The organism is Planococcus glaciei (assembly GCF_900099655.1).
Taxonomy (GTDB): Bacteria; Bacillota; Bacilli; order Bacillales_A; family Planococcaceae; genus Planococcus; species Planococcus glaciei.
On the sequence record NZ_FNDC01000009.1, the window covers coordinates 97778 to 118771 of the forward strand.

The window sequence follows — 20994 nt, forward strand, 5'->3', positions numbered from 1 at the left end:
ACAGAAAGGCGCAGGGAATATCCATGAAAGCTTTATAGGCACTAAAAAACCTCTGCATTTCTGCAGAGGTTTTTCATACTTAAACGATTTTGTATTTCTTATGTGAAATTACGGTCATGTTGGATGCTGCACCAATTTCTTTTGCATCTTCAGGTGAAATTTCAACAATCACCGAGTTGTCCATAATTTTATAGATAGTTCCGTTGACTTCCACGCCATTGCGGGTGAAAGAGATCCATTCACCAATTCTGCGAGCTGCTACGAATTCGGATACTTCTTTTTCATGCGGTTGAAATGCCATATTTATCCTCGCCTCTCTTTAGTAGAAACAATATCTATTCATTATAGCACAAATCAGGCAATATTTCATCTGTTAAGCTGACAGCTTTCAAAGAAAAATAGCAGCTTAACTGCTTTTCTTGCTTATAGCTGCTTCCTCTTTCGTTCACTCGACGCCCGGCAAGATTGTCAGTGTCTTGGCATCAGCGTCAAGCCGCGCCGGGACTCCGAGCGGGACAGAGAAATGCGGTTCACAGTGGCCGATTTTAAATCCTTTGACGACCGGCACTTTCAAGTCTTTAAAATAATCATCGAGCACTTCGTCCAATGTGAGCGAGCGCTCCTTGTTCTTCGCTTCGGCATTTTTGAAATCGCCGATTACAATGCCGGCCGCTTCATCAAATTTCCGCGCCATCTTTAAGTGATTCAGCAGCTCGTCCACTTGATACGGTTCTTCGTCAATATCTTCAATCAATAAAATTTTGCCTTTTACATCCAGCTCGAATTTCGTGCCGATGCCGCTCCGGATCAGCGACAGATTTCCGCCGACCAGCTCGCCCTGAGCTACTCCGCCGGCCAGCGCCGTAAGCGGCGAAATTTCCTCGGAATAAAACAATTCGAACGGTCCGAACAATTGCCCAAACATCCGGGCGCTGCGCTCGTGGAACGTTTCTTTGCCGACGTCTGAAGCGAGCATCGGCCCGTGGAACGTTGTCAGCTCTGCATATTCTCCGATTGCTGTATGTAAAAAGGTGATATCCGAATAGCCCCAGAATACTTTCGGATTTTCTTTGATCATCTGGAAATCGATTCGGTCTGTATAGCGCGCAGCCCCATATCCCCCGCCAGCACAGATGATGCCTGCAACTTCAGGGTCTTCGAACATAGCATGCAGATCAGCCAGCCGTTCGTCGTCTGTACCTGCCAAATGGCCGTTCTTCGCTTCCACCGATTTGCCCATTTTTATGTTTAAGCCGAGGCTTTCCAAAAACGGCAATGCTTTTTTCAAGTTCTCCAAATTCGGCGGGCTTGAAGGTGAAATGATTCCTACTGTATCGCCTTTTTTCAATCGTTTTGGTAATGTCCGCATATCCATCCACTCCTATTTCCGTCAATGTCTTTAAAGCTGCAATCCGCGTCCCGGTTCTTCCCTGCGGATTGGAACACTTTCTTTATCCAAGCATACCGTTTATCGCGAAAAAGTAAAACTTCAGCGGAACAGCCGCCTGCCTTCCAGCGGCCTTATGCCGTGGATAAGATTGGTTCTCGAAACAAAACTATAAATTTAGAATTTTTAGTCATTTTGGTTCATGATAATCTTTTGATATCTCTCTATAATAAAAAACAAGTTATAAATCGGTTAACTTAACCTCTGTAACTTACCGGGCGAGATCTTCTTTTATCCCCATATAAAAACCTAGAGGAGTGGATCAAGATGAATTTTGATAAAGTGCTAGAACTAGAGTGGGAAGATCTTGCAATTGGCATGGCCGGTTCAACCATCTTAATGGTAGCCCTGAATTTCTTCACATTAATGTAAGAGGTGACTTATGCATATCGGCGTATATTAAAAGCCCTTTTCCGGCAAACTGGAGAAGGGCTTTTATTCATTTTTTGGGCATACAAAAACGCCTGCTCATAAATGATTCGGGCAGACGTTTTATCCTAGGGCTGGTTTCACGTTACAAACCTCCATTAAGTTGTTGTTTTTGTTGTCTCAGCAAGTCGTTGAACATCGCTTCATCATGCAAAGTCAAAGCATGATCGATCATCCGGTTGAAGTTTTCCTGTTCCAGGAATTGAATCGCTTCTTCCGCTTCCTGCTTTGCCTGATCGTTCACTTCAAGCAATCCTTCTCTTTCTTCCTGCAAAATTGCTTGCAAGTGCATATGGATATCAGACACTAACAGCAGCTGATACAAAGGCAGCCGAATAAACCGATTGCCTTTTTGGAAGACAAACACTTCAGATAGGTTTTCTACCTGGAATGTGTTTAAATTGACAACTATCTCTTTGCCTTCTACCGGAATAAAATGAAACAGTTCATCGTCTTTTAAAATCGAGAAATATTGATAGGCGAAAACAAATCGAACGAGATGATCTTCTTTCTTTGTATAAAAAGGCTTCATCAATTTAACGTGCAGCATGACACTCCCCCCCTTTGCAAAAAGATAGAATATTCTTACTATATTTAGTATAGCATAAATCTGTGGTTTCGGATACGAAAAAGCACAGCGATTATTCTTTGATGCTGAAGTCTTCCCGGACCAAGTAATTCGGTGAAACGACAAAATGCATCTGGTCTTGGCGGACCCGAATAAAAAAGGCATCCAGCAGGGACCGTAAAAACTGTTGAAATTCCTGGTCTTCCATTTCACCTTTTTGAAAGACGATACGGTTCGCGGCCAAATCGATGTGGACCGACTCAACAGGGCCGCCTGTTTGGACCATATTTCGAAGCCTAAAACCGCTTGCGGACGAAGTAACTTGCCATTGGATTTTTTGAAAGCCTTGGTCTGTATGCCGCAGAAAAATTTCCCATTGCCCAATCGAATCTTGACTCATTACATACCCCAAATCTGGAATTTCCAAAACATAATCATCCATCAACTTCTTTTCCCCCGTCCTCTAACCCTTATAGGTCTATTATAATGATATTGTACCATTTTTATTCCAATATAGTAGTATTAATTTTTATTGCAACTGAATCAGCCTGGTCACTCGCCTTGCTTTCTTTTTCCGTAAAGTGAAAGCAAGTCGTAGCCTCCATCCTTTTGCAATTCTGAAATAGGATGAAGGCGAAACCGATATTGCCGTTGACCGGCTGCTGAAATCCAGCAGGCTTTTCCTGTTCCGGATAAACATTTCTTTAATGGCGATTTATCCGAACAATCGCCATTCGCCTCTGCAGCAAAACACGCAAGAAAACGGCAACCTTCCATACAATCAGGCCTTTTATTTTTCACATCCGAAGATGCAGCATCCTGAATGGTTCCGTTATTTATTTGTTGCGCTGCCCCCCTTCCTGTAGAGGTTCTGGAAGCTGCAGGCAAGAAAAATGGCCAAAGAACTCGGCGGGCTGAGTTTGGATATCGGCTGAAAGATTACGATTAACTTTCTTTCAACGTCCGCGAGGCGTATAATAGAAGGAAAGTTTTTATTTTGGAGCGATGCATATGGCTACGGTTCAATCCCTGGCAAAACGATTCGATGATACAATTTACAATTATATGGCTGCTGTCGAAAAATCACTCATTCCATCGCGTGAGCAGGATGAGGAAATGGTTCGAAAAGCAGTCTTTTTAGTGCGCCATGACGGCGTTCAGATCCTATCGTTCAATGAAGAACGGCTTCTGCTTGAAGCAATCGTCAAGGATGCCCATACCGTTAAAGTACTCTTGAATTTCGATAAAATGACCGCTGCCTGCGCTTGTCCGCAAGACGAAATGTGCCGCCACAAGCTGGCGGTCATATTTGCCCTTTACCAAAAAATCGGCTCCTTATCCGAGTGGGTTGCAAAATGGCGTTCGCGCCCTTCTGACCCTGTTGCGGCATTAACAGGAAAACGCTCTCCGGAACAATGGACAGCTTTGATCCGCAATGCGTGGCGGGAGCCGATTCCGGATTACACGACCCGCAATTATTTTTATTTTGAACAAATGTACGAAGGGCGCTTGAAAAACGCTTTGTCGTTTGTCCCTCTCGAACGCGAATGGAAAGTATTTTACCGGACGTATGCCCATTTAATTTCCCTTATGGAAGTGTGGGAGACCTATATCGCCGGCACTGAAGAAGTGCACCATTCCTTTTTCAAGACCTGGTTTGACGATGAAATGCATGCACTCCGTGATTTGCTGGAACAATTGCGCGTCCAGCACCGCACCTTTGAAGCAGACGACTTCTTAAAACATTTGCGGGGACTGGTCCGTTCATTTATCCAAGTAAGAGACGGATCGTTTTCGCAGCGCTTTTCGGTTTACCGGTTGTTTTGGGCCAATCTGTTTACCACCAATAAATTGCGGCTTGACGAAATCGGCGCTTTTGACCGCCCTGACAGCCGCATTGAGGCTTTCTTCGCCATCTTATTGGAAGACGACGTTACCGTGAAAAAAATTGCGCCGGATGAAACGCCGGATTGGGTGCAGCTCGCTGTTTTGGCTGAAGAAAACGAGCACGTTCAAGCTTTAACGGCTATTCTGATGGCGGTTAAGCCCCATGTCAGAACCTTCTTGTTTGAAGGCTTATATACCCAATACCGCCATCAGTATGTGCGTGTGCTGAGCCGCCTTTTCTCACAAATCCACTTGAGTGAAGCGGACTGGGAAGACCTGTTCAAGCAGTTTGGCCATTACGGGCTTCCCGCCTATTCAACGTATTTAATCGAAAAGCAATTATATAAACAATGGGCTGAACTGCATCACCTCCACAACTCTCCGCTGTACTTTGCGGAAGAATGCGGCTTAAAGGCAATACAGGAAGCTGCTCCGGATTATGCCTTGCCGCTTTTCCACCGCTATGCGATGGATTATTTGGAAGAACGCAGCCGGCCCAGCTATAAACAAGCGGTCCGAATCTGGAAAAGAATGAAGGCAGCCTGCAAAAAAAGCGGTCAAATGGAGTTCTGGAAAGCGTATATGACGGAAATCCGTATTCAAAATAAACGACTGCGCGCACTCCAGGAAGAGATCGAGAAAGGAAATCTTTTATGAACCAGTTCCAAACAGAAGGAAGCCGCACGTATTTCCTTAAAATAAACCGGTCCGACGAGTTTCGCATCCAAGCGGTCAACGAAGCCGGAAACCGTATCCCTCCCGAAATTTGGAAATCTTATTTGTATTTTCTTGATAAAGAAAGTTTCTACGGCCTGACGGCACGGGTGGATGGCTTGGACCTGCTCCTGACACCGGCGGATTTTGTCCGTTTGTTTCAGCGGGAACCCCACCATTACGTATCGTTCCAAGGACAGCGCACCGAAGACGAGGCATGGCTGAATCTGGCTGGAAGAGTGTCGGACTCCTTGAACGATCCGGATTTATGGAACCATGTGTCAGTAGACGGCGATGACATCGTAATTGCCGCGTCTTTTGGCGATCCTGAAATCCAGGCGTTCCTTAGCGATACCATTCAGCAGCAGTTAAAGCAGAAAGGCTTAGCCCCTGCCCAATTGCCTTATATCCAGCATTTCGTCCAGCAAGCCGGCTGGGAAGGACTGCCGGCTGCTGATGATTATGTCTTGGCTGCCCAGCTGAGCGAACCGGATACCGATGCGTTCTGGTCGTTTAAAGTGGTGCTCCGCTCGAAGCGCGGGACCGTTTACTGGTCGCCTTCAAAACGGCGCATGGACGAACCGATCGATAAAGTGCTGCCGGAAAAATGGCGTCCCTATTCCGAGGAAATTGCCCAACAGCAGCAATTGCTGCTGAGCTTATGCCCCTCTGTTGAAAGCTATGACGAAAGCCGGCTGTACCATGCGGAATGGACAGATGCCCAAGTGCTGGAATTTCTGCGCAATGATGCGGAAATTCTCCAGGCGTTCGGCATTGAAGTATCCATTCCTTCCTGGCTGAAAGCTGTCCAGGAATCCAAAATCCGTGTGCGGGCCAATATCCACTCCCCCGTCAAGAAAGCGTCGGTCGTCGGCCTTGACCAGATTGTGCGTTTTGATTGGCAGTTTTCATTGAACGGCCACGAACTCAGCATGAAGGATTTCCAGGAGCTTGTTGCAGAAAACAAGGAATTTATCCGCATCGGCAACGAATGGGTCCGCGTGGATTCAAACTTGCTGATGCAATTGCGGAAAATGATTGAAGAAGCCGATGACGCAGACTGGACGATCAAAGACATGCTGTTCCAGAACGTACCGGAAATCATGCTGGATGATACGGTCGATGAAGAAGACCCGCTCGTTGAATTCCAGTTGAACCGCTCGCTGCGGACGCTTTTGGATAAGCTTCTAGATAAGCGCGATTTGCCGGAAACACCGATTCCGCCGGCTTTGCTTACCGAGCTCCGGCCTTATCAAAAAACGGGCTTCGACTATCTCGTGTTTATGCGGCAGGAAGGCTTCGGCCTCTGCCTGGCAGATGATATGGGCCTCGGGAAAACGGTGCAGCTGATCGCTTATCTGCTGCATGTCCACGGGAAAAACACGGAGCAGCCGTCCTTGATCATCTGCCCGACTTCCGTACTTGGGAACTGGCAGAAAGAATTGGAGCGCTTTGCACCGAACTTGAACGTGGTGGCGCACTACGGGACAAACCGTCCAAAAGCCGGTGACTTTGCGAAATTCCTGGCGGAAGAAAAGCCGGATGTTGTGTTATCAACTTACGGCATTGCTTCGTCCGACGCAGAAGAAATGCAGGACATCCACTGGACCAGCATCACACTCGATGAAGCACAAAACATCAAGAACATGTACACGAAGCAATCCCGCACCATCCGTAAATTCAAAGGCGACCACCACATTGCGTTGACTGGGACACCTATTGAAAACCGGCTGTCGGAATTATGGTCGATTTTTGATTTTATTAACAAAGGCTACCTGTACCGTATCAAGCAGTTCCAGGAAAACTTCATGATTCCGATTGAGCGGGATGATTCCGAAGAACACAAAGAAAAGCTGCGCAAGCGCATCCAGCCGTTCTTGCTCCGCCGGACAAAGAAAGATCCGGATCTCCAGCTGAATTTGCCGGAAAAACAGGAGCAGCTGGAATATTGTCCATTGACGCCGGAACAGGCGGCCCTTTACGAGGGGCTGGTGCAAGATACGGTGCAGAAAATGGAGACGCTCACAGGCTTCGAGAAAAAAGGGCTGGTGCTGAAAATGCTGAGCAAATTAAAGCAGTTATGCAACCATCCTGCACTGTATTTGAAAGAACCTTACAGTTCGGCTGAAGAAATACTGCCGAGATCTCAGAAGCTGGAGCGCATAGTGACTCTCGCCGGGGAAATTGCAGAGCGCGGGGAACAGTGTTTGATATTTACGCAGTATATTGGCATGGGCCACTTGCTGCAGCAGGCTATAAATGAACTGTATGGCCACGAAGTGCCATTTTTGACGGGGAGCATGCCAAAAAATCAGCGAGACTCGCTGGTGGCTGCTTTCCAGGAAGGCAAATTCCCGATTTTCATCCTGTCATTGAAAGCTGGCGGCACCGGCCTGAATTTGACCGCCGCTACCCATGTCTTGCATGCGGACCGCTGGTGGAATCCCGCTGTTGAAAACCAGGCGACGGACCGGGCTTATCGCATTGGGCAGACCCAATTTGTCCATGTCCATAAGTTTGTAACGATTGGCACCATTGAAGAAAAAATCGATTCCCTGCTGACTCAAAAGCAATCGATGTCTGAAGAATTTATCCAATCAAGCCAATGGATGACCGAGCTCTCCGACAACGAATTGAAAGAGCTGTTTTCATTCAATTAATAATAATCCGGCCAGGCCCCCACCTGGCCGGATTCCCTTTTTAGACGGAAAAGCCATCACCCTGCTTGACGGAACGGAAGATCTCTTTCAATTCACTTAGTTCCCGCTCCGCCTCTGCCAGTCGCCGATGCAGCTGAGCGGTCATTTTGATCAATTGCTCCATATGGACTTCCAATTGCAATTGCGCGTCTTTTGGCATGACTAAGTGCCTCCTTTATTTGATGTTTAAACGTTTACTCCATCCGTCCCAGGCGGCTGAAAGTCAAAGTCTGCTTCAGACTCCGGCTCCGGCTGCTTGTGGGCGGATTCTTCTTTTCCTTTTCGTTTATCGAGAAAACGGATTTGATCGCCTACGACTTCCGTGACGTAAACGCGTGTTCCGTCTTCTTTGTCGTAATGCCGGGAGTGCAGCCTTCCCGTGACCGCTACCAGCGAGCCTTTTGTGCAATACTTGGACACATTATGGGCCGGCCTGCCCCACGTTGAACACAGCACAAAGTCTGTTTCTACATCTCCTTTCTGATTTTTGTAGTTCCGGGATACCGCAACGATGAATGAAGTATGTATGCGGCCTTCATTCATTACACGCATGGCTGGATCTTTCGTTAATCGTCCTACAATTCCGACCTGGTTCATCTACTCACCTCCTTTGGAATACCAACAGCATACTAAGTAAAGTGAATATTGCGCAAAATGCCAAAAATTATTTTTGCCCCTTTTCGGCTCTTGAAATTTAATTTTTGATGGGCCGGCAATTTTTTTTATGCTGTTTATTTATCATATTCAATGGATTTTCCGCCTTTTTCCGGCTCTTGCTGAATATGGATTTTCGTATAATTGCTGATTATTTTTTGCAGATAAGCCCAAAAATAATGGCTGTGATATACTGAAAAAAAGTGATGTTTGGAGGGACTTTCGTGAAGACATTTAAAATGCTGTCATTTGGAGTTGTAGACGATCAAGAAGTGATTAATTATCCGATGAAAGACGGCATCATCATCAACCAGGAAAATAGCCACCGTTCCTGGGTGCTTGAGATGCTGATGGATCTCGACTATCAGGAAACTTTCCTAAAAATGATGAACCATGGGGACATCTATGATGTGAAAGTGGTCATTTCCTATCCGGAGAACGAACCTGCTCCTTTTGAAGTGGCCATCTACGGCGTCAAAGTAATTGGCGACCAGATTTCCGTGTTGATGAAAGGAACTTTAAAACGGGCTCGCCGCGAATATGCGGAAACTTTATTGTCCGAACTGCTGGAAGATGGACTAGAAGGCGATCAGCTGCTGGAACGCTTTGAAAAGGATATGCGGACAAGGCCGGCGCTACGGAAAGATGAAGCAAAATCATCATAAAAAGAGTCCGGCTGGAGTGAAATTACTCCAGCCGGACTCTTTTTACGTACAATTTTTATTTCTGTTCTCCAGCAACAGGGCCTAAAGCAAAAAGAATATCGCATTCGCAGACAAGTTCGCCGTCTACCGTTGCAATGGCATGCCCTTTGCCCATCGAGCCGCGCAGTCTCGTCAATTCCACTTCGAGCCGCAGCTGGTCGCCCGGAACCACTTGGCGTTTGAAACGGCAATTGTCGATGCCGGTGAAAAATGCCAGACGGCCTTTGTTGGCTTCCATCTGCAAAACGGCTGCCGCTCCAACCTGCGCCAGTGCTTCAACAATCAAGACACCCGGCATAACCGGGTAGCCCGGAAAATGGCCATTGAAAAAGTCTTCATTTGCTGTTACATTTTTTAATCCTACCGCTTTTTTGCCTGCTTCCATCTCCAAAATCCGGTCAACCATCAAAAATGGATAACGGTGTGGCAAAATTGCTTGAATTTGTTCAACTGTCAACATCGTATCAGCCCCTCGTTAAAAATAAAGATTTGAGCTATTTCTTTCCGCTCATAATATCCAAAATGTGCTGCCAGGTTTCCCATTTCAGCGCATCAGCCGGTTCGCCGTCTCCAATGACGCCATATCCAACCATTACTCCTAAAACCATTGCCAAGGCAATAAGCGCAAACACAATAAGAATCCGAAGCCAAATGGGAAACAGGCGAATCTGTACCCAGCCGTCTTTTTTCGGTTCCGCTTTCTTAACAGACTCTTTTTTTGCCTGCTGCCGAACACTCAATTTCTTTTTTGTATCAACCATTCGTTCAGTCAACCTTTCCGTTTATCCCGCTTTAACGGTCCTCATGTCTCCCACTTCTTTAAGCGGAAGAGCAACTGACCGCTGGAGCACGATTAGTTCAACCTGCACTTAGTGGGGATGAAAAACTCTCATTGGGCCAAGTTTCTCTTTATGCACGATGCCCCTTGAAGCGTGCACCCTCCTAGAAAATTTAATCACTGTATTGAGTGTACCTATATCAGCATTAAATGTCATTATACTAAATAATTTTCTTCATGCCTCTTGCCTGCTGTATTGCCGGTTTAATCTGTTGTGATTTTTTTCGATGTGCCGAATGACAAGTGGAAGCTCTTGAAAAATCCCCTCTTATAAGCAGAAAGGCGGTCCATATTGTCCAAAAGAATGCCGGTGCCGACCGCAACCGTATTCAACGGGTCCTCTGCAATGGCCACAGGAACTTCCAATTGGTCAGCCAGAAGCTGATCCATGCCATGAAGCATTGCACCACCGCCTGCCAGGACAATGCCGCGGTCAATAATATCTGCCGACAGTTCAGGCGGCGTACTTTCCAAAACGTTTTTAGCAGCCTGTACAATCATTTGGACCGGTTCTTTCAATGCCTTTTCAACTTCATTTGAATGGATGGAGATGACGCGCGGAAACCCTGTTGCCATGTCCCGCCCACGCACTTCCATTACTTCGTTGCGGCTATCGGCTAAAACAGAGCCAACCTGGATTTTAATGTTCTCCGCTGTGATTTCGCCGATTAACAATTTATAGTGATGCTTGACGTATTGCATGATTTCCCGGTCAAAGACATCTCCTGCAACTTTGATGGATTGGCTTGCCACGATGTCTCCTAGTGACAAAACCGCAATATCTGACGTTCCGCCGCCGATATCAATGACCATATTGCCGATTGGCTGGTAAATATCCATACCAGCTCCGATTGCCGCGACTTTTGGCTCTACTTCCAAAAAGACTTTTTTTGCCCCTGATTTTTCAGCTGCTTCACGGATGGCTTCCTGATCCACGCTTGTGATGTTTGACGGGTAGCAAATCAATATACGCGGCTTTGTCATAAAGCCTTTTACTTTAAGACGCTCTAAAAAATATTTAAGCATAATTTCCGTAACATCAAAATCGGCTATGACCCCGTTCTTCAGCGGCCTAACGACTTCGATATGGTCTGGAGTCCGGCCCATCATCTTCCGGGCATCCTCTCCCACCGCTACAACAGCATTGGCTTTGCGATCAATTGCTACTACAGAAGGTTCGTTCAAAACGATTCCTTGCCCTTTTATATGGATAAGGACATTTGCTGTCCCGAGATCTATCCCAATATCTTTTGAAAACATCTATTTGCTTCCCTCCACTTTGTATCCACTATCTATTAGATCTTGAAAAAAAGCTTTCTTAATTGAATATTTTAACATAGCAACTACAGAAAAAGAATTTTCCACCTGGAAAGTTTGAAACTCTTCCCCACAAATCCCCTGCTTCTTCCTCTTATGGTGAATCCTTAGCTAATCCGGGTAACTCAAAAAGTCTGCCAGCCTTAGGCTGACAGACTTGGAATAAACAGTATTAGACCAATTGTTCTTGTTTAGCTTCCGTTTCGGTGTTGCTCACTCGCTCGATATCTGCACCTAAAGCGGCTAATTTCTTATGGAAATTAACATACCCGCGATCCAAATGATACAACTTGTTGACACGTGTTACGCCTTCAGCCACTAAACCAGCCAAAATCAACGCTGCAGCTGCTCTAAGGTCGGTTGCTGCCACTTCTGCGCCCTGAAGCTTAGAAGGGCCTTCCATGATCACTGAGCGTCCTTCAATTTTAACGGACGCATTCATGCGGCGGAATTCTTCAACATGCATAAAACGATTTTCAAACACGGTTTCTGTCAAAATCCCATTCCCTTTTGCCATCAGCATCAACGTCATCATCTGAGACTGCATATCGGTCGGGAATCCTGGATGCGGCATTGTCTTAATATCGATTGAGCGAAGCGGACGTGTCGCACGGATGCGAAGGCCTTCTTCTGTCTCTTGGATATCGACGCCCATTTCACCCATTTTGGAAATCAAAGCTGACATATGTTCAGGAACTGCGTTTTCAATAATGACATCGCCTTCTGTTATAGCTGCCGCTACCATAAATGTCCCGGCTTCTACACGGTCTGGGATGATGTAATGTTCTGCACCATTCAATTCTTTGACGCCTTCAATGCGCAAAGTATCTGTCCCAGCGCCAATGACACGGCCGCCCATTTCGTTGATGTAATTTGCCAAGTCAACGATTTCCGGTTCTTTTGCTGCGTTCTCGATAACTGTTACGCCATCAGCAAGCGCTGCTGCTGTCATAATGTTTTCCGTTGCTCCGACGCTTGGGAAATCCAAATAGATTTTTGCGCCGCGCAGACGGCCATTAACAGCCGCTTCTACAAAACCATTGCCGAATGTGATTTGAGCACCCATTGCTTCAAAACCTTTTAAATGCAATTCAATCGGACGCGAGCCAATCGCACATCCGCCTGGCAAAGCAACACGAGCGAATCCATTACGTGCAAGCAACGGCCCCATTACCAAAATCGATGCGCGCATTTTTCTGACGTATTCAAACTGCGCTTCGCTTGATAATGTCTGTGATGAATCAATCACCATTTCATTTTTTTCCGGGAAGTATTCAACCGTAGCATTTAAACTTTTAAGTACTTCTTGAATCGTATACACATCCGCCAAGTTCGGTACTTCTTTGATAATGCTTTTTCCGTTTGATGCTAGAAGTGATCCGGCAAGAACGGGTAATACCGCATTCTTAGCCCCTTCTACACGAACTTTCCCTTTTAATTTTTGGCCGCCTCTTACAATAATCTGATCCACTGATATGCCCTCCATCTATTAAGTATTCATCTATATGTAAATGCAAAATTTAAAGTCCAATGTCATAAATTAGAAACAAAACCTTTTCTATAATACCTGTTTTATATTAATATAACAAGTATTTATGGCATCATTTCTCACTTTAATTCTTTGTACTGCCATATCTTTCGAAAGAACTTCACATTTTATGTCCGTAGGTCCTATATTTTAAGTACAATAGACCCGCCTCGCTCTATGTATTATTATATATTACATTTGGATTACAAGCTTGTTTTTCCCTTTTTATTCGTGCGTAAACATGAATTTACCAATTTATTTCCCGGGAAATAAGAAAAAGGAATGTGCTTTATTTTCATATAATAGGTTCAAAGACTCGCTTGTTGCGAAAGCCATTTCCACAACTTACCTGCTTTTTACCATGCCTCAGCAGAACCAAAACAAAAAAATTTGCTCTTTTGCCATATCGGCGAATATCGCCTTCATGGCAAAGAAGCAAATCAAAATAAATAAGGCAATTGTCTGGACCACGAAGAAATATTCAAGAAGAAAGTGGATACCGCTGTTCCAACGGCGATGCTTAGGAAAATGTATAATATTTGGGCTTGCAGCACATGTTGTTTGCGAATCCATTTTTCGAACATCACGGCACGCAATGCATAAAATGCAACTCCGGTGAAGAAAATATGGCTGATTATTGAGATTAACGCTGTTTGTCCGATCATTGCTTCCATGCAAGTTCCTCCTTATTAATAAAGTAAAAAGAGCGGACAAAAGTCAACTGCCCTTCTGCCCGCTCTTTAAGTTATATAGCTAATGTCCAGCTCCAGCGCCCAGATTCGACGGGCGCTTGCGCTTTTCTTTGTCCAGACTCCAACGGCCAACTCCTCGGCCTTAAGCTGCCCTTCCTGTGCGGCAAAACCGCCGCTTCGGAAGTTCAACAAAAACCTAATGCTCCTGCATCGCTGCGCTAGCTTCGTCGCAAAGATATGGACCAAATCAATTTGGTCCATATCTTGCCTGCCGGAGCTGAACAGCCGTTTTCGCTTTTCTTATTACACGTTACCCTCATAAACGTTGATACGATTCTTTGCACGTCTTAACGCTAATTCTGCTCGCTGATAGTCTACGTCATCTTTGTTCGCCTGAAGCATCGCTTCTGCACGTCTGGCAGATTCTTGTGCGCGCGACAAATCGATGTCTGTCGCAAGCTCTGCTGATTGGGCAAGAATTGTTACTTTATCAGGACGAACTTCCAAGAATCCGCCACTTACAGCAGCCAATTCCGTCGAGTTTTCTTTCTTCAACCGGACTGCGCCGATTCCAAGAGGAGCCACTGTCGGAATATGGCCAGGCAAGATTCCCATCTCGCCTGTCGCTGTAACTGCTATTACCATAGAAACTTCTGAATCGTATACCGGGCCGTCGGGAGTGACAATATTGACTGTAATGGTCTTCATTTTTTTCCCTCCTGGTCCCTTGTTTTAGACTTCTACGCCCATGCCTTTAGCTTTTTCAATTACATCTTCGATACGTCCTACCAGACGGAATGCATCTTCCGGCAAGTGGTCGTATTTGCCAGCAAGAATCTCTTTGAATCCTTTGATTGTTTCCGCTACTGGAACATACGAACCTTTTTGGCCCGTGAACTGTTCAGCTACGTGGAAGTTTTGTGATAGGAAGTTTTGGACGCGGCGCGCACGGTTAACCGTTAGCTTGTCCTCGTCGCTCAACTCATCCATACCAAGGATTGCAATGATATCTTGAAGTTCGCGGTAACGCTGAAGCGTTTCCTGAACTTGGCGGGATATTGCATAGTGCTCTTCTCCAACGATTTCAGGCGACAATGCGCGTGAAGTCGAAGCAAGAGGATCCACCGCAGGGTAGATACCCATTTCAGAAAGTTTACGCTCAAGGTTCGTAGTTGCATCCAAGTGAGCGAAAGTTGTAGCCGGAGCCGGATCCGTATAGTCATCGGCTGGTACATAGATCGCTTGGATCGAAGTTACTGAACCTGTGCTTGTTGTTGTGATACGTTCCTGCAATTGTCCCATCTCAGTAGCAAGTGTCGGCTGGTAACCAACGGCAGATGGCATACGGCCAAGCAACGCGGATACTTCTGAACCGGCTTGCGTGAAGCGGAAGATATTGTCGATGAACAATAGCACGTCTGCGCCTTGCTCATCACGGAAGTATTCAGCCATTGTCAAACCAGTCAAAGCTACACGCATACGTGCGCCAGGCGGCTCGTTCATTTGGCCGAAGACCATTGAAGTTTTCTTGATAACGCCGGAATCGCTCATCTCGTGGAATAAGTCATTTCCTTCACGTGTACGTTCACCAACACCTGCGAATACGGATAAACCACCGTGTTCTTGAGCGATGTTGTTGATCAATTCCTGGATCAGAACTGTTTTACCTACACCGGCACCACCGAAGAGACCGATTTTACCGCCTTTGATGTAAGGGGCAAGCAAGTCAACAACTTTGATACCTGTTTCAAGAATTTCAACTTCTGTGGAAAGGTGTTCAAAAGTTGGAGCTGCACGGTGAATCGGGTTGCGCTTTTCAGTCAACGGGATTTCTTCACCTAAGTCGATTACTTCTCCAAGTACGTTAAATACACGGCCTAATGTAACGTCTCCAACTGGAACAGTGATAGCGCTGCCTAAGTCGGTTACTTCTGAACCGCGTTGCAAACCGTCAGTGGATTCCATTGCAATTGTACGAACGGAATCGTCACCAAGGTGTAGAGCCACTTCAAGTGTCAATTTCACTTGTTGCTGGCCTGGACGATTAATGAATACAGTTAGGGCGTTGTAGATTTCTGGAAGCTGGCCATTGGCAAACTTAACGTCTACAACCGGACCCATAACTTGAAGTACGTGTCCTGTGTTCATGCTGTTCCCTCCTGTCTTACTGTTTTTCTAATATCTTGTTTCGCTTTTATTGTCTAGCTTCAGCGCCTAGCTCCTCGGGATCTGAAATTGTCTTGCTTAAAACTTCATGCTCCTGCAGCACTACGTGCTTCGTCGCAAAGCTATGGTCCAAATTTCATTTGGCCATAGCTTGCCTGCCGGAGCTGTTCAGGCGCTTACGCTTTTATTGTCTAGCTTCAGCACCCAGCCCCTCGGGGTCTTAAAGTCAGACCGCTGCGGCGGCAACAGCCTCCTCGCGGTCCGCCTTAAGCCTGTCGGGGCTTAACGGGTGCTTACGCTTTTCTATTCGAGTGCGGCTGCTCCGCCGACGATTTCAGTGATTTCCTGAGTAATCGCAGCTTGGCGAGCCCGGTTATATGAAAGTGTCAATCCATCGATCAACTCGCTCGCATTGTCGGTTGCGCTTTTCATTGCGGTCATGGACGCAGCGTGTTCACTTGCCTTGCCGTCAAGAACAGCACCAAAAATCAAGCTTTCTGCATATTGCGGAAGAAGCACTTCTAAAATGGCTTCAGCTGATGGGTCAAACTCATAAGAAGCAGTTGCTCCAGTCGCTTGGATATCCGTTAATGGCAAAACTTTCTTTTCAGTAACTTCTTGCTGAATAGCTGAGACAAAGTGATTGTAGTACATATAAACTTCGTCATACGTACCGTCTGAGAACATACCAACAGCTTTGCGCGTGATTTCTTTAATGTCAGCAAATGTCGGGTGATCCGGCAGTGCGATTGCACTTTCAAGAATCGTCATTCCCTGCTTGGCAAAGAAATCCCGTCCTTTACGGCCAACGCTGAGGATGACAAACTCGTCATTGGATGTATGGCGCTGGCGGATTCTCGCCATTACTGTACGAAGAATATTACTGTTGTATCCGCCGACTAAACCGCGATCCGATGTGATCACGAGGTAAGCTGTTTTTGCTACAGGGCGTGTCGTCATCATTGGGTGGGTTTCAGTTGAACCTTGTGCAATAGAAGCGACGACGTCCTGAATTTTATCCATGTAGGGAACGAATGCTTTCGCATTCACTTCCGCACGGTTCAGCTTAGATGCAGAAACCATCTGCATGGCCCGCGTGATCTGGCTTGTTTTCTTGGTTGACGTAATTCGGTTTTTTATGTCGCGTAAAGATGCCACTGGTATTTCACCACCTTATTATTTTTTCTTCTATTTCGAACGAAGTTCTTACTCTGATTTAGCGAATGTGCGTTTGAATTCGTTGATTGCTGCTCCAAATGCTTCGTCAGAAGGCAAACCTTGTGTTTTGCGAATAGTATCCAAAATTTCAGTGTGGTTGGAATCCAGCCAGCTTGTCAATTCCGCTTCGAAACGCTGAATGTCTTGAATCGCAATGTCATCAAGGAATCCGCGAGTCAACGCATAGAAAATAACAACTTGTTTTTCAACTTTAATCGGGTTGTTCAGGTCTTGTTTCAATACTTCAACCGTACGTTTCCCGCGCTCAAGTTTAGCTGCAGTTGCTGCATCCAAGTCTGAACCGAACTGAGAGAATGACTCAAGTTCACGGAAAGCAGCCAAGTCAAGACGCAATGTACCTGCAACTTTTTTCATTGCTTTGATCTGTGCTGAACCACCTACACGTGATACAGAAAGACCTGCGTTGATTGCCGGACGTACACCGGAGAAGAATAGATCTGACTGAAGGAAAATTTGTCCGTCAGTGATCGAAATAACGTTAGTTGGAATGTAAGCAGAAATGTCGCCCGCTTGCGTTTCAACGAATGGAAGAGCTGTAATTGAACCGGCGCCTAGCGTTTCGTTCAATTTCGCAGCACGTTCCAATAACCGTGAGTGCAAGTAGAAAACATCCCCTGGATAAGCTTCACGGCCTGGAGGACGACGAAGCAATAGTGAAAGTTCGCGGTAAGCAGATGCTTGTTTAGTCAAATCATCATAGACGATCAATACATGTTTGCCGTCAAACATGAATTCCTCTGCCATTGTGATACCTGCATAAGGAGCCAAGTACAATAGTGGAGCTGGCTGTGAAGCAGAAGCTGTTACAACGATTGTGTAATCAAGAGCTCCGTTTTTGCGGAAAGTTTCTACTACGTTACGTACAGTAGATTCTTTTTGTCCGATTGCAACATAGATACAGATCATGTCTTGGTCAGCTTGGTTCAAGATCGTATCGATTGCTACAGACGTTTTACCTGTCTGGCGGTCACCGATGATCAATTCACGCTGTCCACGGCCGATCGGCACTAGCGCGTCAATCGCTTTGATCCCTGTTTGAAGCGGTTCATGAACCGATTTACGGGCCATAACACCTTGTGCAGGGCTTTCGATTGGACGAGATTTTGTTGTGTTGATTGGACCCAAACCATCAACTGGCTGTCCAAGTGGGTTTACTACGCGTCCAATTAGTTCTGGTCCTACTGGCACTTCCATGATACGGCCAGTTCGACGTACTTCATCGCCTTCTTTGATGTCTGCGAAAGGCCCAAGGATGATGATACCAACGTTGTTGGCTTCCAAGTTTTGTGCCATACCCATTACACCAGTTGAGAACTCAATAAGTTCTCCAGCCATGACGTTGTCGAGGCCATGAACACGAGCGATACCGTCACCAACTGTGATTACTGTACCGATATCGTCAACTTTCAATTCAGATTGATAGCTTTCAATCTGCTGTTTAATCAGGACACTGATTTCTTCAGCTTTGATGCTCATGTGTGTCACCCTCTCATAATTTCATAAATTAACCGATCAGTTGACGCTGCAAACGCTCCAATTTGGAAGAAATGCTGCTGTCATAAATACGGTTTCCGATTTGAAGACGCAATCCGCCGATTAAGGAAGGATCGATGATGTTTTCAATTCGCAAAGATTGTTTGCCGATTTTCTTGGCAAATGTTGAAGAAATGGATGCACGCTCTTCTTCAGTCAATGGACTTACCGAATACACTTTTGCATCTTCAATTCCTTTGGCTTCATTGGTCAAGGAAATATATTGGTCTACTACATCTTCCACTTCTTCCAAGCGTCTGCGTTCTGCCAGCAACTGCAATGTGTTGACGACATACTCATTTCCTTGGGCAAAAAGTGCTGAAATAGCATTTTTTCTTTTTTCTGCAGATAATTTAGGCGAACCCAGAAGGTTCAGCAAAACCGGGTTATCCACAAACACTTTTTTTACTTCACGCAAATCCGCTTCCACTTCTTCTGAAGCATCATGCTTGTTTGCAATCTGGAACAAAGCTAGTGCATAACGTTCTGAAGCTTGGCTCATTGTATGTCGCCTGCCTTCGCAATCGTTTCGTTAATCAACTGACGGTTGTCTTCTTCGCTGATTTCTTTGTTCAGTACTTTAGATGCTGCAAGCATAGACAATGCGACAACTTCTTCGCGTACTGCTGCTACAGCTTTTTCCCGCTCGTTCGCGATTTCCTGGACTGCCGAATCTTTCATGCGGCTAGCTTCAGTACGCGCTGTCGCGATAATATCCTGACGCGAAACTTCGCCTTGTTTTTTGGCAGTTTCTACGATTTCCTGCGCTTGAGTACGCGCTTCTTTCAATAAGCTGCGCTGTTCTTCAAGCAATTTCTGCGATTCCTGACGGCTGTTTTCAGCTGTTTCGATTTCGCTAGCGATCAAGTCTTCACGCTGTTGCATTACGCCCATCAAAGGACCCCATGCGAATTTTTTCAATAGCAACATCAATAAGATGAAAATAACGAGTGTTGCTAAGATATCTCCGGTGTTTAAAAATTCCCCGGTTGCACCGAGTACGAGGTGATCAAAAAACACGATTGTTTCACTCCCTTCAAGAGCCTAAAATTCAGTTTCTTCTATAGTAAGATCTTTTTATGCAAAAGAATGGTTTTCCAAAATCAAAGGGTCATACAAACATAAATGGCGAAAATTATGCCGAAGCATTCCCGCCATTCTGTTTAATGTATGAGAAGTACAGACTATTGGTTCATTACGATGAATGCGATTACTACCGCGATGATTGGCAATGCTTCAACCAATGCTACCCCGATGAACATAGTTGTTTGTAGAACGCCACGAGCTTCTGGCTGGCGAGCGATACCTTCAACTGTTTTAGAAACGATAAGACCGTTACCAATACCTGCGCCTAGTGCTGCTAAACCTACTGCGATTGCTGCTGCTAATAAACCTAATGAACCTGTCATTGTAAAATGTCCTCCTCAGGATAATTGTTTTTTTTTGCTCAAGACGAGCAATTTATACTCAATGGTCGTCGGCAACTTTGTGCGATAAATAAACCATCGTTAACATAACGAAAATAAACGCTTGGATTGCTCCGATAAAGATTGAGAACCCTTGCCATGCCATCATCGGTAGGATGGCGGCTACAAATCCGAAAGCACTTGCTGATGCAAGCCCTGCCAACAATGTAAGCAAGATTTCACCGGCATAGATGTTACCGTAAAGACGCAGACCGAGTGTCAGCGTATTTGCGAATTCCTCAATGATCTTAAGCGGGAACAAGAATGGCATCGGCTTTAAATAGCCTGCGCTGTATTGTCCCAACCCTTTCAATCTGATGCCATAATAATGGCTCAAAATGATAACTGTAGCGGCCAATGTCATTGTTACCGTCGGATCAGCAGTTGGTGATTTCCACCAAAGATCTCCGTTGACAACTATTGCAAAAGGCAGCCCGAGCATATTCGACACGAAAATGAACATGATCAGCGTAATTCCAAGCACGTGGAATCGTCCGCCGTCTCTCCAGTCCATGTTGCTCTTGATGAGGCCTTTAACAAAATCCATTACCCATTCCATAAAGTTTTGCATACCTGTTGGCTTCAGCTTCAGGTTCCGGGTAGAGATAAATGCAATTAGGAAAACGATAAGAGCGGCTACAAGAAGCATCATTATGTTTGACAAGTTAAATGACATCCCCAAAAACTCTCTCATTGGTGCGCCATGTTCCACGATAGTTTCACCTCTCTTTCCACTTTATTAATGGTGTTTCACATGATAAACAATCCGTTCTGCCAACAACAGAACATACGGGATCATCAATCCAATTACCGTACTGACCAAGTGAATGTACTCAGCGAAAAGAATGGCTATCGCCACTGCTGCAACACCTGATGCAAACCGTAATGCCGTTCCTAGAGAACGAACCTTCGAGCCTTCTGCCACCGCCCGGTCAAATCCTTCCATCCGCCGAACCAGAATCCACATATTGTAAATGCCGAACAGGGAACCGATAATCAGACCTGCGAAAACTTCTTGATAAGAGGTAAACCCCCAACCAATAACGAATGCCGCCAGGATGAAGTACATCATCTTTTTAAGTCTTGTATAAATTTCCCTAAGTCCATCCATTT

Annotated in this window: 23 protein-coding genes; 3 read left to right on the forward strand and 20 right to left on the reverse strand. The window is 45.6% G+C overall.

Features of this window, described 5'->3' with window-relative positions:
* Positions 1-79: 79 nt before the first annotated feature.
* From BLQ32_RS11920 to BLQ32_RS11935, 4 genes are all read right to left on the reverse strand, one after another.
* Positions 80-301, reverse strand: coding sequence for a DUF2187 family protein (locus BLQ32_RS11920; protein WP_036809843.1), 222 nt, complete (start codon positions 299-301; stop codon positions 80-82).
* Between the two features lie 144 nt (positions 302-445).
* Positions 446-1369 carry a S66 peptidase family protein gene (locus BLQ32_RS11925; protein WP_074510502.1) on the reverse strand — a complete coding sequence of 308 codons (924 nt, stop codon included), beginning with the start codon at positions 1367-1369 and terminating at the stop codon, positions 446-448.
* 592 nt (positions 1370-1961) lie between these two features.
* Positions 1962-2426 carry a hypothetical protein gene (locus BLQ32_RS11930; protein WP_036809838.1) on the reverse strand — a complete coding sequence of 155 codons (465 nt, stop codon included), beginning with the start codon at positions 2424-2426 and terminating at the stop codon, positions 1962-1964.
* 91 nt (positions 2427-2517) lie between these two features.
* Positions 2518-2889, reverse strand: coding sequence for a hypothetical protein (locus BLQ32_RS11935; RefSeq protein ID WP_139150541.1), 372 nt, complete (start codon positions 2887-2889; stop codon positions 2518-2520).
* A gap of 566 nt (positions 2890-3455) precedes the next feature.
* Between BLQ32_RS11935 and BLQ32_RS11945 the strand changes: the two genes are divergently transcribed.
* Both BLQ32_RS11945 and BLQ32_RS11950 read left to right on the forward strand, forming a co-directional pair.
* Positions 3456-4988, forward strand: a complete 1533-nt coding sequence (locus BLQ32_RS11945) for a hypothetical protein (RefSeq protein WP_074510505.1) — start codon at positions 3456-3458, stop codon at positions 4986-4988.
* Positions 4985-7705 carry a DEAD/DEAH box helicase gene (locus tag BLQ32_RS11950; RefSeq protein ID WP_074510506.1) on the forward strand — a complete coding sequence of 907 codons (2721 nt, stop codon included), beginning with the start codon at positions 4985-4987 and terminating at the stop codon, positions 7703-7705. Before BLQ32_RS11945 ends, BLQ32_RS11950 begins: the two co-directional genes overlap by 4 nt.
* A 40-nt stretch (positions 7706-7745) precedes the next feature.
* Here BLQ32_RS11950 and BLQ32_RS19860 read toward each other — a convergent pair whose 3' ends face one another.
* Both BLQ32_RS19860 and BLQ32_RS11955 read right to left on the reverse strand, forming a co-directional pair.
* A complete protein-coding gene (locus BLQ32_RS19860) occupies positions 7746-7904 on the reverse strand; it encodes a hypothetical protein (RefSeq protein WP_175557112.1) in 159 nt (52 codons plus the stop codon).
* A gap of 26 nt (positions 7905-7930) precedes the next feature.
* Positions 7931-8341, reverse strand: coding sequence for a single-stranded DNA-binding protein (locus BLQ32_RS11955; protein ID WP_036809826.1), 411 nt, complete (start codon positions 8339-8341; stop codon positions 7931-7933).
* A gap of 281 nt (positions 8342-8622) precedes the next feature.
* Here BLQ32_RS11955 and BLQ32_RS11960 point away from each other — a divergent pair, with 281 nt between their 5' ends.
* Entirely contained in the window at positions 8623-9063 is a 441-nt protein-coding gene (locus BLQ32_RS11960; RefSeq protein WP_074510507.1) for a YwpF family protein, read from the forward strand.
* A 55-nt stretch (positions 9064-9118) separates the two neighbouring features.
* Here BLQ32_RS11960 and fabZ read toward each other — a convergent pair whose 3' ends face one another.
* The 14 genes from fabZ to BLQ32_RS12035 form a co-directional block, all read right to left on the reverse strand.
* Positions 9119-9562 (reverse strand): 3-hydroxyacyl-ACP dehydratase FabZ, encoded by a 444-nt coding sequence (fabZ, locus tag BLQ32_RS11965; protein ID WP_036809821.1) that lies wholly within the window; start codon positions 9560-9562, stop codon positions 9119-9121.
* 34 nt (positions 9563-9596) lie between these two features.
* Positions 9597-9863 (reverse strand): DNA-directed RNA polymerase subunit beta, encoded by a 267-nt coding sequence (locus tag BLQ32_RS11970; RefSeq protein WP_074510508.1) that lies wholly within the window; start codon positions 9861-9863, stop codon positions 9597-9599.
* 281 nt (positions 9864-10144) lie between these two features.
* Positions 10145-11200 (reverse strand): rod shape-determining protein, encoded by a 1056-nt coding sequence (gene mreB, locus BLQ32_RS11975; RefSeq protein WP_074510509.1) that lies wholly within the window; start codon positions 11198-11200, stop codon positions 10145-10147.
* Positions 11201-11429: 229 nt separating this feature from the next.
* Positions 11430-12728 carry a UDP-N-acetylglucosamine 1-carboxyvinyltransferase gene (gene murA / locus BLQ32_RS11980; protein WP_036809817.1) on the reverse strand — a complete coding sequence of 433 codons (1299 nt, stop codon included), beginning with the start codon at positions 12726-12728 and terminating at the stop codon, positions 11430-11432.
* Positions 12729-13225: 497 nt separating this feature from the next.
* Entirely contained in the window at positions 13226-13459 is a 234-nt protein-coding gene (locus tag BLQ32_RS11985; RefSeq protein ID WP_074510510.1) for a DUF1146 family protein, read from the reverse strand.
* Positions 13460-13780: 321 nt separating this feature from the next.
* Positions 13781-14185 carry a F0F1 ATP synthase subunit epsilon gene (locus tag BLQ32_RS11995; protein WP_036809814.1) on the reverse strand — a complete coding sequence of 135 codons (405 nt, stop codon included), beginning with the start codon at positions 14183-14185 and terminating at the stop codon, positions 13781-13783.
* Positions 14186-14209: 24 nt separating this feature from the next.
* Positions 14210-15625 carry a F0F1 ATP synthase subunit beta gene (gene atpD, locus BLQ32_RS12000; RefSeq protein ID WP_074510512.1) on the reverse strand — a complete coding sequence of 472 codons (1416 nt, stop codon included), beginning with the start codon at positions 15623-15625 and terminating at the stop codon, positions 14210-14212.
* 321 nt (positions 15626-15946) lie between these two features.
* Positions 15947-16801 carry an ATP synthase F1 subunit gamma gene (atpG, locus tag BLQ32_RS12005; RefSeq protein ID WP_036809811.1) on the reverse strand — a complete coding sequence of 285 codons (855 nt, stop codon included), beginning with the start codon at positions 16799-16801 and terminating at the stop codon, positions 15947-15949.
* A 48-nt stretch (positions 16802-16849) separates the two neighbouring features.
* Positions 16850-18358, reverse strand: a complete 1509-nt coding sequence (gene atpA, locus BLQ32_RS12010) for a F0F1 ATP synthase subunit alpha (RefSeq protein WP_036809809.1) — start codon at positions 18356-18358, stop codon at positions 16850-16852.
* Between the two features lie 28 nt (positions 18359-18386).
* On the reverse strand, positions 18387-18917 hold the full coding sequence (locus tag BLQ32_RS12015) for a F0F1 ATP synthase subunit delta (RefSeq protein WP_074510513.1): 531 nt from the start codon (positions 18915-18917) through the stop codon (positions 18387-18389).
* Complete coding sequence (gene atpF, locus BLQ32_RS12020) at positions 18914-19435, reverse strand: F0F1 ATP synthase subunit B (RefSeq protein WP_036809805.1); 522 nt, start codon at positions 19433-19435, stop codon at positions 18914-18916. The genes BLQ32_RS12015 and atpF overlap by 4 nt, the downstream gene beginning before the upstream one ends.
* Positions 19436-19599: 164 nt before the next feature.
* Positions 19600-19824: a F0F1 ATP synthase subunit C gene (gene atpE / locus BLQ32_RS12025; protein ID WP_006829234.1), complete on the reverse strand. Its 225-nt coding sequence runs from the start codon at positions 19822-19824 to the stop codon at positions 19600-19602.
* A 58-nt stretch (positions 19825-19882) separates the two neighbouring features.
* Positions 19883-20593 carry a F0F1 ATP synthase subunit A gene (atpB, locus tag BLQ32_RS12030; RefSeq protein ID WP_036809801.1) on the reverse strand — a complete coding sequence of 237 codons (711 nt, stop codon included), beginning with the start codon at positions 20591-20593 and terminating at the stop codon, positions 19883-19885.
* Positions 20594-20620: 27 nt separating this feature from the next.
* Positions 20621-20992 (reverse strand): ATP synthase subunit I, encoded by a 372-nt coding sequence (locus BLQ32_RS12035; protein WP_036809798.1) that lies wholly within the window; start codon positions 20990-20992, stop codon positions 20621-20623.
* Positions 20993-20994: the final 2 nt, after the last annotated feature.

Bases quoted from the DNA above. Each gene is read 5' to 3' on its own strand.
- BLQ32_RS11970 (WP_074510508.1), bottom strand. From the start codon at position 9,863: ATGGTTGATACAAAAAAGAAATTGAGTGTTCGGCAGCAGGCAAAAAAA.
- BLQ32_RS11925 (WP_074510502.1), bottom strand. From the start codon at position 1,369: ATGCGGACATTACCAAAACGATTGAAAAAAGGCGATACAGTAGGAATC.
- BLQ32_RS11985 (WP_074510510.1), bottom strand. From the start codon at position 13,459: ATGGAAGCAATGATCGGACAAACAGCGTTAATCTCAATAATCAGCCAT.
- BLQ32_RS12015 (WP_074510513.1), bottom strand. From the start codon at position 18,917: ATGAGCCAAGCTTCAGAACGTTATGCACTAGCTTTGTTCCAGATTGCA.
- atpD (WP_074510512.1), bottom strand. From the start codon at position 15,625: ATGAACACAGGACACGTACTTCAAGTTATGGGTCCGGTTGTAGACGTT.
- BLQ32_RS11950 (WP_074510506.1), top strand. From the start codon at position 4,985: ATGAACCAGTTCCAAACAGAAGGAAGCCGCACGTATTTCCTTAAAATA.
- BLQ32_RS11920 (WP_036809843.1), bottom strand. From the start codon at position 301: ATGGCATTTCAACCGCATGAAAAAGAAGTATCCGAATTCGTAGCAGCT.
- BLQ32_RS12035 (WP_036809798.1), bottom strand. From the start codon at position 20,992: ATGGATGGACTTAGGGAAATTTATACAAGACTTAAAAAGATGATGTAC.
- atpE (WP_006829234.1), bottom strand. From the start codon at position 19,824: ATGACAGGTTCATTAGGTTTATTAGCAGCAGCAATCGCAGTAGGTTTA.
- BLQ32_RS11930 (WP_036809838.1), bottom strand. From the start codon at position 2,426: ATGCTGCACGTTAAATTGATGAAGCCTTTTTATACAAAGAAAGAAGAT.
- atpA (WP_036809809.1), bottom strand. From the start codon at position 18,358: ATGAGCATCAAAGCTGAAGAAATCAGTGTCCTGATTAAACAGCAGATT.
- BLQ32_RS11955 (WP_036809826.1), bottom strand. From the start codon at position 8,341: ATGAACCAGGTCGGAATTGTAGGACGATTAACGAAAGATCCAGCCATG.
- mreB (WP_074510509.1), bottom strand. From the start codon at position 11,200: ATGTTTTCAAAAGATATTGGGATAGATCTCGGGACAGCAAATGTCCTT.
- fabZ (WP_036809821.1), bottom strand. From the start codon at position 9,562: ATGTTGACAGTTGAACAAATTCAAGCAATTTTGCCACACCGTTATCCA.
- BLQ32_RS19860 (WP_175557112.1), bottom strand. From the start codon at position 7,904: ATGCCAAAAGACGCGCAATTGCAATTGGAAGTCCATATGGAGCAATTG.
- BLQ32_RS11945 (WP_074510505.1), top strand. From the start codon at position 3,456: ATGGCTACGGTTCAATCCCTGGCAAAACGATTCGATGATACAATTTAC.
- BLQ32_RS11995 (WP_036809814.1), bottom strand. From the start codon at position 14,185: ATGAAGACCATTACAGTCAATATTGTCACTCCCGACGGCCCGGTATAC.